General features: G+C 58.4%; 9 protein-coding genes. 7 read left to right on the top strand and 2 right to left on the bottom strand.

Annotated features, from left to right (window positions below; all coding sequences use genetic code 11):
• Positions 1 to 29: 29 nt before the first annotated feature.
• From cysM to rluF, 7 genes are all read left to right on the top strand, one after another.
• Positions 30 to 926 (top strand): cysteine synthase CysM, encoded by an 897-nt coding sequence (gene cysM / locus OR573_09710; protein XGA81714.1) that lies wholly within the window; start codon positions 30 to 32, stop codon positions 924 to 926.
• On the top strand, positions 926 to 2,344 hold the full coding sequence (rlmD, locus tag OR573_09705) for a 23S rRNA (uracil(1939)-C(5))-methyltransferase RlmD (protein XGA78794.1): 1,419 nt from the start codon (positions 926 to 928) through the stop codon (positions 2,342 to 2,344). The genes cysM and rlmD overlap by 1 nt, the downstream gene beginning before the upstream one ends.
• A gap of 70 nt (positions 2,345 to 2,414) precedes the next feature.
• The gene (gene relA, locus OR573_09700; GenBank protein XGA78793.1) at positions 2,415 to 4,691 is read left to right on the top strand and encodes a GTP diphosphokinase; all 2,277 of its coding nucleotides are present in this window, start codon (positions 2,415 to 2,417) and stop codon (positions 4,689 to 4,691) included.
• Entirely contained in the window at positions 4,692 to 5,561 is an 870-nt protein-coding gene (mazG, locus tag OR573_09695) for a nucleoside triphosphate pyrophosphohydrolase (GenBank protein ID XGA78792.1), read from the top strand.
• A 32-nt stretch (positions 5,562 to 5,593) separates the two neighbouring features.
• A complete protein-coding gene (ppc, locus tag OR573_09690; GenBank protein ID XGA78791.1) occupies positions 5,594 to 8,242 on the top strand; it encodes a phosphoenolpyruvate carboxylase in 2,649 nt (882 codons plus the stop codon).
• An 82-nt stretch (positions 8,243 to 8,324) separates the two neighbouring features.
• Positions 8,325 to 8,870 (top strand): DUF924 domain-containing protein, encoded by a 546-nt coding sequence (locus OR573_09685; protein XGA78790.1) that lies wholly within the window; start codon positions 8,325 to 8,327, stop codon positions 8,868 to 8,870.
• A 25-nt stretch (positions 8,871 to 8,895) separates the two neighbouring features.
• Entirely contained in the window at positions 8,896 to 9,918 is a 1,023-nt protein-coding gene (gene rluF / locus OR573_09680; GenBank protein ID XGA78789.1) for a 23S rRNA pseudouridine(2604) synthase RluF, read from the top strand.
• Between the two features lie 40 nt (positions 9,919 to 9,958).
• Here rluF and OR573_09675 read toward each other — a convergent pair whose 3' ends face one another.
• Both OR573_09675 and OR573_09670 read right to left on the bottom strand, forming a co-directional pair.
• The gene (locus OR573_09675; protein ID XGA78788.1) at positions 9,959 to 10,771 is read right to left on the bottom strand and encodes a class I SAM-dependent methyltransferase; all 813 of its coding nucleotides are present in this window, start codon (positions 10,769 to 10,771) and stop codon (positions 9,959 to 9,961) included.
• 5 nt (positions 10,772 to 10,776) lie between these two features.
• Entirely contained in the window at positions 10,777 to 12,492 is a 1,716-nt protein-coding gene (locus OR573_09670; protein XGA78787.1) for an AMP-binding protein, read from the bottom strand.
• Positions 12,493 to 12,522: the final 30 nt, after the last annotated feature.

The raw sequence follows: 12,522 nt of genomic DNA, 5'->3' as shown, positions 1-12,522 counted from the left end.
CGCATAACGGTCAAGATAAGGAATGCATGATGGATTATCCCACGCTAGAAGATGTGGTCGGCAATACGCCACTGGTTCGCCTCAAGCGTATCACGGCGGGGCGTAACAATACGCTACTTGGCAAGCTTGAGGGCAACAACCCGGCAGGCTCTGTCAAGGATCGTCCGGCGCTGTCCATGCTGGTTGAAGCAGAAGCCCGTGGAGAAATTCAGCCCGGTGATACCTTGATCGAGGCAACCTCAGGCAATACGGGAATCGCTCTGGCCATGGCAGCCGCCCTCAAAGGCTACAAGATGGTGCTGGTGATGCCGGAAAATGCCTCTGCCGAGCGTAAGCAGGCTATGGCCGCCTATGGTGCCAAACTGATTTCGGCCTCCCAGTCAGGCGGAATGGAAGAAGCTCGTGATATCGCTAATGCGATGATTTCCCGCGGCGAGGGTAAGCGCCTGGATCAGTTCGCGAACCCGGATAACCCTCTGGCTCATTATCGCACTACAGGCCCGGAAATATGGCGCCAGACGGGGGGCGAAGTGACGCATTTTGTCAGCTCCATGGGCACCACCGGCACCATCATGGGGGTATCGCGCTTTCTCAAGGAGCAAAACCCCGATATCCAGATTGTCGGTTTGCAACCAGCGGACGGGGCCAGTATTCCGGGTATCCGCCGCTGGCCAGAAGCCTATCTACCGAGTATTTTTGAACCGCCACGGGTGGATATCACTCTGGATATCGGCCAGCAGGAAGCGGAAGAACACATGCGCCGCCTGGCCAGGGAAGAAGGCATTCTCGCCGGTGTGTCTGCTGGTGGCGGCCTGGCAGGTGCTCTGCGCATCGCCGAGCAGAGTGAAAACGCGGTGATCGCCTTTATTGTCTGTGATCGTGGTGACCGCTATCTTTCCACTGGCCTCTTTGCGCCGGAGCTATAATGGCAATGCTCGGTAAACGTCGTCCCGCCAGGCCTGCATCGGGAAAGTCGGGGCTGGCGCGCCAGGAAAAATCCCACACCGCCAAGGTTGAAAGCGATGACAGCCGTCTGATTATCGAACGCCTCGCCCATGATGGCCGAGGCGTAGCGCACTGGCCTTCAGGCAAGGCCGTGTTTGTGGATCAGGCTCTGCCGGGAGAAAGCGTCGACGTCGCGGTACATTGCACCCGTAAACGTTTTGACGAAGCCCATGTGCGCGAATTGCATTCGTCATCACCGCAGCGGGTGACACCGCCCTGTGCCCATTTTGGGCAGTGTGGCGGCTGTGATTTACAGCATATGGCGCTTGCCGCCCAGCGCGAGCACAAACGTCATGTAGTGGCTGAGCTGTTGGCGCGCCAGGGGCTTGAATGGACGGGCGAAATAGGCTGCCTGGCCACTGACCAAACGGCCTACCGTCGGCGCGCCCGGCTGGGCGTCAACGTGGATCGCGACGGCCATGTGCTGATGGGGTTCCGTGCCCAGCGTAGCCATCGTCTGGTGGATATACACAACTGTCATGTTCTGGTGCCCGCATTGCAGGCACTGCTAGCGCCGTTACGAACGCTGTTGAACAGCCTGGACGCCCCCAGAGACGTGGGCCACATTGAACTGCTGGCAACGCCAGCGCAATGCATGGTGGTAGTCCGCCAGTTGAACGCACGGCCAGCCGATGAGCAGCGTTGGCAGGCCTTTGCTGAAGAGCATCAACTGGCGCTGGGCATGCTCGTCGGGCGGGAAAAAAGCGCTACTCAGGGCGTAAAAATGCACTGGCATGGTGCAGAGCCGACGCTGGTAGACCTCCTGACCTTGCCGACAACGGGGGCTTTGGCGTTGTCGTTTGCGGCGGGCGATTTTATTCAGGTCAATGCAGACGTCAACCAGCTCATGGTGGCACAGGTAATCGAATGGCTGGCGCCGGTTGAAAGTGAACAAATACTGGACTTGTTTGCCGGTATCGGTAACTTTAGTTTGCCGGTTGCCATGTCGGGTGCCAGGGTGCACGCCGTAGAAGGTAACTCTGCCATGGTGGCACGCATTGCAGCGAATGCCCGTCACCATCAGTTGCCGGTCAGCGGCCAGCAGGCGGATCTGAACGACGCGGGCAGTGTTGCTGAATTGCTTGAAACGCTGCGCCCGGATGCAGTGATTCTCGACCCGCCGCGCAATGGCGCTGAAACGGTCTGTCAGGCGCTCGGTAAGTTGGCAGCGCGGGGCGAGCAGCGGCCAAGGGTGGCGTATATTTCTTGCGATCCGGCGACCCTGGCGCGAGATACGGCACACCTTGTGCATGGCGGTTATCGCATCAAACAGGTCGCGGTGGCCGATATGTTTGTACACACGGCCCACATGGAAACCGTGATGCTGCTGGAGGCCTAGATCGTTCAGTCAGCTCCAATTCAAGACGCACCGTCATTGACGGTGGCCTGGATAAAGGTGAGTAAACAAGATGGTCAAAGTGCGTGAAGACCAGCCGCTCACCTCGAGCGGAAACGTAGATATTCAGCAATGGCTGGCACGTCTGCAAGAGGATGTACGGTTGCGTGACCCTGACCGGTTAGCGCAGGCCTGCGAGTGGGCCCAGAGGCTGGAAAGCGAGGCACCTGACACCCATAGAGTGCGTTCAGGGCCGGGGTCGAGTTTCCGGATGGGGCTGGAGATGGCCGATATCCTGGGGGAACTCAAGCTTGATCAGACGGCGCTGGAAGCCGCCGTTCTGTATCGTTCAGTACGTGAGGCACTGATTACCCTGGAGGCCGTTGAAAAGCGCTTCGGGGCAGAAGTAGCCGGTCTGATTGATGGTGTGTTGCAGATGGCGGCCATCAGTCAGCCGTACACACCGTATCACACCATGAATCAACACAATCAGCAGGAAAACCTGCGCAAGATGTTGGTCAACATGGTGGACGATGTGCGTGTGGCGCTGATCAAAATTGCCGAACGCACCTGCGCGCTGCGCCAGGTCAAGGACGCGCCGCTGGAAAAAAGCCTGCAGGTTGCCCGAGAGGTATCGGACATTTATGCCCCTTTGGCGCATCGCCTGGGTATCGGACAGATCAAGTGGGAACTGGAAGATCTGGCGTTTCGCTACCTGCATGAAGACGATTACAAGGCGATTGCCAAGCTGCTGGCTGAAAAGCGCCTTGATCGTGACCGCTACATCAACGAGGTGATGGATACTCTCAAGCAGCTGATGGAAGCCCAGCATATCCATCACTACGATGTCAGCGGCCGTGCCAAGCATATCTATTCGATCTGGCGCAAGATGCAGCGTAAGAAGATCGACTTTTCCCAGGTTCATGATATTCGTGCGGTGCGCATCCTGGTGCCTGAAGTGACCGACTGCTACACCGTGTTGGGGATTGTGCATTCGCGCTGGCACCACGTGCCCAACGAGTTTGACGATTATATTGCCAACCCCAAGAAGAACGGCTACCAGTCGCTGCATACGGCGGTATTCGGCCCGGAGAGCAAGGTGCTGGAAATCCAGATCCGCACTTTTGCCATGCATGATGAAGCCGAACTGGGGGTCTGCGCCCATTGGCGCTATAAGGGCCACGATACCAACGCCAAAAGTCGCAGCTATGAAGAGAAAATCGCCTGGCTGCGTCAGGTGCTGGAGTGGCAGGACGAGGTGGGCGACTTCAGCGACCTGCGCGAGGGGCTCAACAGCGATGTTGCCCCTGATCGTATCTACGTCTTCACCCCGGATGGCCACGTCATTGACCTGCCGCGTATCGCCACGCCTATCGACTTTGCCTATCGGGTGCATACCGAGATTGGCCACCGCTGCCGGGGCGCCAAGGTCAACGGGCGAATTGTCCCGCTGACCTACAAGCTCAAGACCGGTCAGCAGGTCGAGATTCTGACCGCCAGCAAGGGCGGGCCAAGCCGCGACTGGTTGAACCCCAGCCTCGGCTATGTGCGCACTTCCCGGGCACGAGCCAAGATCCAGGCCTGGTTCAAGTATCAGGCCCGTGACCAGAACGTGGAAGAAGGCCGCGCCCTGTTCGAGCGTGAAATGCGCCGCCTGGATGTGGAAGGCCTTGACCTCAAGCAGCTGGCAAAAGCGGTCAACTACGTATCAGCAGAGGATATGTACGCCGCCCTTGGCGCCGGTGACCTGCGGATTGGCCAAGTACTTCACCAGGCCCAGCAGCTGTTTGGTGAACACGACGACCAGGAACAGCTTGACCGCCTGTTGGCCAAGCCCCGCCGCCAGCCGAGCAAGGCCAATAAGAGCGATATCACCGTGCTGGGGGTGGGTAATCTCAAGACCAGCATGGCCAATTGCTGTAGCCCGGTGCCCAATGAGCCGATCGTCGGCTTTATCACCCAGGGGCGTGGGGTCACCGTGCACCGTCAGGACTGCCCGAACATTCTGCAGTTACGAGTCGACGAACCCCAGCGCATCATTGAAGTGGAATGGGGTGAGCAGGCGCAGACCCGCTATCCGGTCACCATTGAAATCCAGGCCTGGGATCGCTCCGGGTTGCTGCGCGATGTGACTGGCCTTCTGGGCAATGAAAAGGTCAACGTACTGGCGGTGAATACCCTGACCGATACCGACGAAGGTATTGCCCGGCTGCGTATCACCCTCGAGGTGGAAGGGCTTGAAGCTCTGGGCCGCTTGTTCTCGCGTATTCAGCAGCTGCCAAATGTCACCGAAGTGCGCCGCTTGCGCGATGCCAACCCTAGCAAGTCTTCCCGCCTGGGAGGTGTCTGAATGCGCTATCAACTGGAAGACCTGTTGACACTGATGGCAGTGCTGCGGGACGCCGAGCAAGGCTGCCCCTGGGATATCAAGCAGGATTGGGACAGCATCATTCCCCACACCCTGGAAGAAGCCTATGAAGTCGCTGATGCGATCGAACGGCGTGCCTTCGATGAGCTACCCGGTGAACTGGGAGACCTGCTGTTTCAGGTGGTCTATTACGCCCAGTTCGGGGCTGAGGAGCAGCGTTTCGATTTCCATACGGTGGTGGATACCCTGACCGCCAAGATGCTGCGTCGTCACCCACACGTATTTCCTGACGGTACCCTGGCATCGCGCCGCCCACCGGGTGTGAGTGCTGAAGACGTTCAGGCCCGACAGGTCAATTCACGCTGGGAAGCGCTCAAGGCCGAGGAAAGAGCCGACAGGGCCGAGCAGCCGCCGTCGGTGCTTGATGACGTGCCGAGAACACTGCCGGCGCTGAGCCGAGCCAGCAAACTGACCAAACGGGCTGCCCGGGTCGGGTTTGACTGGCCCGACAGCCGAGGTGTGCTAGCCAAGATACGTGAGGAACTGGCCGAAGTGGAGGAAGCGCTTGAGGCCGGTGATGATGCGCATGTTCGTGAAGAGGTCGGGGATCTGCTGTTTGCCGTCACCAACCTGGCGCGTACGCTAAAGGCTGACCCGGAGCAGTGCCTGCGCGCCACCAACGGCAAATTTGAACGCCGCTTTCGTTATGTCGAGGAGGCGCTGGCCGCCGCCGGACAGCCACTGGCCGAGGCGTCACTGGATGAAATGGAGACCCATTGGCAGGCTGCCAAGGCACAGGAAAAGGCAGCGTGCAAGAAACAGGCGTTTGACAATGATTTTCAAGAAACCTAACGACCCATGCGATCCCGCCAGGAGGCCACGCCATGAGCCATGACCTACATGAGTCGCTGCGCGATAACGTCCGCATTCTCGGTGATAGTCTAGGCCGCACCATTGCAGACGATCTGGGCCAGTCGTTCGTCAACAAGATTGAAGCCATACGCGCCCATGCCAAGCAGGGGCGCCAGGGGGATAGCCTGCATCAGCGAGAACTGATTGACTACCTGCGCAAGCTGCCCGAGCAGGATCTGCTGCCGGTCACCCGTGCCTTCAACCAGTTTCTGAACCTGGCCAATATTGCCGAGCAGCACTACCGGGCGCGCTTTCGTCGCGTGGAAGACTACAAGCCCGGTAGCCAGCCGGTGCTGGGTGAGTTGCTGGCGCGGGCGGAAAAAGCCGGCAACTCGCCGCGCACCCTGGTGGAGACCCTGGCCAATATGCGCGTTGAGCTGGTGCTGACCGCCCACCCGACCGAGGTTATCCGCCGCACTCTGATCCAGAAATACGATGCCATTGACGACTGCCTGACTGCCATAGAAGGCAGCGACGATTATCCGGAACGCGGTACCCGTGCCCAGGGGCGCTTGGAGGAGTTGATCAGCCAGGCCTGGCATACCGATGAAATTCGCCATGAAAGGCCTACTCCTGTTGATGAAGCCAAGTGGGGTTTTGCGGTGATTGAAAACTCGCTGTGGCAGGCGGTACCGGATTTTCACCGCGACCTGGATAACCTGCTGCTGGAAACGGCCGGGGAGCGCCTGCCGCTGGATGCCGCCCCGATCCGCTACGCCTCCTGGATGGGCGGTGACCGTGACGGCAACCCCAACGTTACCGCCAAGGTGACCCGGGAAGTGCTGCTGCTTGGCCGCTGGATGGCCGCCGACCTTTATCTGCGCGACCTGGAGCAGTTGAAAACCGAACTTTCGATGTGGAAGGCCAACAGCGCCCTGAGAGCAGACGTTGGCGAGGTGGCCGAACCTTACCGTGAACTACTCAAGCGTCTGCTGGTGCGGGTTGAAGCTACCCGGGACTGGGCCAAGGCACAGTTGGATGGCGAGCGGATCGACCCTGGGCCGATCATTGAAACCCGCGACCAGCTGTATGCGCCTCTTTTAACCTGCTACCGCTCGCTGTGCGATGTCGGGCTGGATACGATTGCCAACGGTGCCTTGCTGGATACGCTACGCCGGGTGGCAGTGTTCGGCGTGACCCTGACCAAGCTCGACCTGCGTCAGGAAGGCAGCCGCCATGCTCAGGTTATGGAAGAGCTGACCGCGACCCTGGGGCTTGGCCACTATGGCGACTGGAACGAGACCCAGCGCCAGGAGTTTCTACTGGCCGAGCTGGCCTCTCAGCGGCCGCTGATTCCGCGCCGCTGGGAATGCTCGGCGGAAACCCGGGAAGTGCTGGACACTTTCAGAGTGATTGCCCAGGAGCATCAGGAAGCCTTGGGTACCTATATCATTTCCATGGCAGCTCAGCCATCGGACGTGCTGGCGGTGGCATTGCTGATGAAGGAAGTGGGGGGCCAGGTCAAGCTGCCGATTGCGCCGCTGTTTGAAACCTTGAATGACCTGGATCACGCCGCAGATGTGATTGATCAGCTGCTGGCACTGCCCGGTTACCGGGCGCTGACCGATGAGCGCCAGGAAGTCATGATCGGCTATTCAGACTCCGCCAAGGATGCCGGCCAGCTGGCGGCTGCCTGGGCGCAGTACCGCGCTCAGGAATCGCTGGTCAATGTATGTGAAAAACACGGCGTCGACCTGACCCTGTTCCACGGCCGGGGTGGCACGGTTGGACGGGGCGGCGGCCCGGCTCATGCGGCGATTCTTTCCCAGCCTCCCGGTTCGGTGAACGGCAGCCTCAGGGTGACCGAGCAGGGCGAAATGATCCGCTTCAAGTTTGGCCAACCGGATATCGCCCTGCGCTCCATGGAAATTTATGCCTGCGCGGTGCTTGAGGCGACATTATTGCCGCCGCCGGAGCCTGAACCCCACTGGCGGGAAGAAATGAATCGCCTGGCTGAAGTAGCCCATGCCGCCTATGTCGGCGTGGTGCGTGAAGACCCGGACTTTGTGCCTTATTTCCGTGCGGTCACGCCGGAAGGCGTGCTTGGCCGGTTGCCACTGGGGTCACGCCCGACCAAGCGCCGTCAGGACGGCGGAGTGGAAACCCTGCGGGCGATTCCGTGGATTTTTGCCTGGACCCAGATCCGCTTGATGCTGCCTGCTTGGTTAGGTAGTGGAGAAGCCTTTTCACGCCGTCTTGAAGAGCCGGGTGGGCGTGAGGTGCTGCGGGAAATGCGTACCCAGTGGCCTTTCTTTGGCACCTACCTGGATATGCTGGAAATGCTGCTGGCCAAGGCCGATGTGGCGATTGCTGCCTATTACGAATATCGCCTGGTTGACGAGCCTTCCCTGAAAGCGCTGGGTCAGAAACTGCGTGATCGCTTTGAGCGCCTTGAAGAGGTGGTGCTGGATATCCTTCAGCAGGAGGAACTGCTGGAGAATACCCCGTTGATTCGTCAGGCGATTGATGTGCGTAATCCTTACATCGACCCACTCCACGGCTTGCAGGCAGAGCTTCTGCAGCGTAACCGTGATGCCGATGGTGCGATCAGCGCTGACCTTTCCCGTGCCCTGATGGTCACCATGGCCGGCATAGCGGCAGGTCTGCGTAATACCGGTTGATCGTGTTTTTCTGCTCATCCCGCGCCGCTACCTTCTTGGGTAGTGGCGCGGCTGTTTATGTTCTTGATTAAAGGCGCCCTATATGACAGCAGACGTGGAAGCGGTGCTGGCCTTCTGGTTTCAGGAGCTGAAGCCCGCACAGTGGTTCAGGAAAGATCTGGAATTGGATCAACAGATTGCCGAGCGCTTTGGGGGTCTCCACGCTCGGGCAGTTACCTGTGAATGCTTTGAGTGGCGTGTGTCCCCCCGTGGGCGCCTAGCCGAGATTATTGTGCTGGATCAGTTCTCGCGCAATATTTATCGTCATGATGCCCGAGCCTTTGCCAGCGATGCGCAGGCTCTGGTGCTGGCCCAGGAGGCGGTCGCCAAGGGTGCTGATCAGTCGCTGTCAGTGGTCGAGCGCAGTTTTCTGTATATGCCCTATATGCACAGCGAGTCATTAGTGATTCATCGTCATGCCGTGCAGCTGTTTGGTCAGCCGGGGCTGGAAAGGAACCTTGACTCCGAAAAGCGCCATAAGGCGATTATTGAGCGTTTCGGGCGCTATCCGCACCGCAATGCCGTGCTGGGCAGAGCCTCCAGCCAGGCTGAGGTAGACTTTCTCAATCAGCCGGGTTCTTCTTTTTAACGTTTTTTCAGTGGTCAGGCGTTTTATGTCATTACGAAAATCGACGCGTATTAACAAATACATCAGCGAAAGTGGTTTGTGCTCACGCCGCGAAGCCGACCGCTTTGTGGAACAGGGCAACGTCTGGATCAACGGTCGCCGCGCAACGACGGGCGATCAGGTAACGGCCGGGGATAGGGTTAAGGTCAACGGCCAGGAAATCGAGCCTCAGGAAGAAGAAGACCTGATCCTGATTGCGCTGAATAAACCGGTCGGCATCGTCAGCACCACTGAAAAGGCGGAAAAAGATAATATCGTTGATTTCGTGCAACATGCCGTGCGCATCTTTCCCATTGGGCGGCTGGACAAGGATTCCCAGGGGCTGATCTTGCTGACCAATAACGGGGATCTGGTCAATAAAATCCTGCGCGCCAATAATAATCATGAGAAAGAATATACGGTAACGGTCAACAAGCCGATTACCGATGAATTTATTGAAGGCATGCAGAACGGCGTACCGATTCTTGGCCAGGTGACTAAAAAATGCCGGGTCAGCAAGGAATCGACCTTTGTATTTACCATTACCCTGGTGCAAGGCCTGAACCGCCAGATTCGCCGTATGTGCGAGTATTTCGGCTATGAAGTGACTCAGCTGGTACGTACCCGCATCATGAATGTTTCCCTCAAGGGCATTGCCCTGGGCGACTGGCGGGATCTGACGCCCAAAGAAATTGATACCATTATCCAGCTGACTGAAACGTCTCAGGCGGCGCCTGATAAACAATCACCCGCGCGATCAAACAAGGCTCGACCGAACGCGGCCCGACCGAACGCGGCCCGACCCGACTACAACGGCGGTGCTGGTAAAGGGCCTGGCAAAAAAGCCGCTAAAGGTAAAAAGGCCTCAGGAAAGTCATCCAGCGGGCCAAAAGGCAACCCTGCGGGTAAGCACCTCCCCAAACCCAAAGCGGCTAAACCGGCTGCAAAAGGCCAGCCGGGTAAAGCGGGTAAGGCTGCTGGCGGTCGTGGTAAATCCATAGGCGGAAAGCCCAGGCGGCATAAAAAGTAAAGTTGCTGCTGGCCCGTTGAGTCGTTAATAGATTGAGCCGTTAGTACATAGTCGCACGTACCTCAACCACCTTGATGGCGCCATCGCTCAGGTTGCTGACCAGATTCTTGCCCATGGTTAAAAAGCGCTCACCAAAGACCAGCTGGGGGGATAATACGGCTTGACGGCTTTGCTGGGTTTCCTTTGCCCGCTGGCGCTGGCGCCAGGCTAGGGCGTCGTCACTCCAGTCAATAAAATGTTCGATATGAAACCTGGCCTGTTCCAGCTGTTGGCGCATCTGGTCGGCGCTTTCCAGGTGAGAGTGCTGGGCGTCACTTGCCCAGGGTACTGGGTAGCGCATGGCGTTTGCATGGTGGCCGCGGACGACTTCATGCATCACCAGCTTGCCATCAGGGCGTAATACCCGACGGCATTCATTCAGCACAGCAGCGCTATCCGGCATGTTCAGAAAGCTGTGCTGGAACAGCACGGCGTCCATACTGGCGTCTGCCAGGGGTAAGTTTAGCGCATCCGCGGTAATGCAGTGAGCGCGATGTTCAAGCCCGGCCAGCTGCGAAAGCCCCTGATTCAAATGGTTAAAACCATGGGTAATATCCAGCCCGAGCATTTCGAAACCTGCTTCAGCGGCCTGACGCATCAGACCACCGGCACCGGCACCAATATCCAGCACCCTGGGGTGGGTTTGCGAGTCCAGCAGGCCCATCAGCCGGGCAGAGGCCTTGATGCCGCCGATATGCAGCTGATCCAGCGGGGCCAACTGGAAAAAAGTTGGCCCATCGGGGTAGTGCTCGGCCACCTGGCCGAGCACGCTATCAACGCTGAGGTGCTGCTGGTAATGCTGGGCAAGCGTCATCAGCGCTAGTCCTTTTTGCCATCGTCCAGGCCGAGTTCCTGGATGGAGATTTCGCGCATCTTGAACTTCTGGATCTTGCCGGTCACGGTCATCGGGAAGTCATCCACGAACTTGAAGTAGCGCGGAATCTTGAAGTGGGTGATCTTGCCCTTGCAGAACTCCCGTAGATCTTCGCTGGTGATGTCGTCGTTGCTGCCGTTGAGCTTGACCCAGGCAATCAGTTCCTCGCCGTATTTCTTGTCCGGCACGCCAGTGACCTGCACCTCGGAAATCGCCGGATGGGTATACAGGAATTCCTCGATTTCCTTGGGATAGACGTTCTCACCGCCGCGAATCACCATATCCTTGATGCGCCCGACAATTTGCACATAGCCTTCTTCATCCATGGTGGCCAGGTCGCCGGTGTGCATCCAGCCGGCTGCGTCGATGGCCTCATGGGTGGCCTTGTCGTTATTCCAGTACTTGAGCATGACGCTGTAACCGCGGGTACACAGCTCGCCGATCTCCCCGCGTGGCAGAATGCCGCCGTTACCCGGGTCGACAATCTTGGTTTCCAGGTGCGGCTGGGTACGGCCAACGGTGGAAACGCGCTTCTCAATGCTGTCATCGGCGCCGGTCTGGGTAGAGACCGGGCTGGTTTCGGTCATGCCGTAGGCAATCTGCACGCCTTTCATGTTCATCTTGTTGATCACTTGGCGCATGACTTCGGCAGGGCAGATGGAGCCTGCCATAATGCCGGTGCGCAGGGTCGAGAGATCAAAGCTCGCGAAATCAGGATGATCGAGCTCGGCAATAAACATGGTCGGCACTCCATAAAGGGCCGTGGCGCGCTGTGAATGCACCGCCTTGAGCACCGCTTCCGGGTCAAACCCTTCACCGGGGTAAATCATGGCGGCGCCGTGGGTCATACAGCCCAGGTTGCCCATCACCATGCCAAAGCAGTGGTAGAGCGGTACCGGAATCACCAGACGGTCGTCACTGGTGAAGCCCATGCTTTCAGCAACGAAAAAGCCGTTGTTGAGAATGTTGTGGTGAGAAAGGGTCGCCCCTTTGGGAAAGCCGGTGGTGCCTGAGGTGTACTGGATATTGATGGGGTCATCGAATTGCAGGGTGGCCTGCAGGTCATTCACATCGGTCTGGCTGACGTTGGTTGACTGCTCCATAAAGTCAGCCCAGCGCCACATGCCGTCGTACTTGTCAGCACTGAGGTTGATCACGCACTCCAGTTCCGGCAACTTCTGGGATTTCAGCTTACCCTCGGCGCTGGCGGCAAGTTCCGGTGCCAGCTCCATCAGCATGGCGCGGTAATCGGATGATTTGAAACTGTCGGCGGTGACCAGAAAACGGGCGCCGGACTGGTTAAGCGCATATTCAAGCTCGTGGGTACGGTACGCCGGGTTGATGTTAACCAGAATGGCGCCCACCTTGGCGGTGGCAAACTGGGTCAGCGTCCACTCGCTGCAGTTGGGCGCCCAGATGGCAACACGGTCGCCAGGTTTAACGCCAATCGCCAGCAGAGCGCGGGCGCAGCGGTTGACCTCTTCCTGTAGTTGACGATAGCTCCAGTGGATATCCTGATGGAGCACGATCAGCGCATCGTTATCCGGATACTCGGCAACAATCTGGTCAAACTTGTCGCCAATCGTCATGCCCAGCAGCGGCTTTTGGGCCGTGCTGCTGGTGTAGCTGGGTAGCATGGGGGCTGAAGGTTGTGGTGCCATGGGTGTGTCTCCGAGATATTTTTTGTTGTC

This window comes from Halomonas sp. CH40 (genome assembly GCA_041875495.1).
Taxonomy (GTDB): Bacteria; Pseudomonadota; Gammaproteobacteria; order Pseudomonadales; family Halomonadaceae; genus Vreelandella.
Note: the sequence above shows the minus strand (reverse complement) of the source record. Positions and strands in the feature narration are given on the sequence as shown.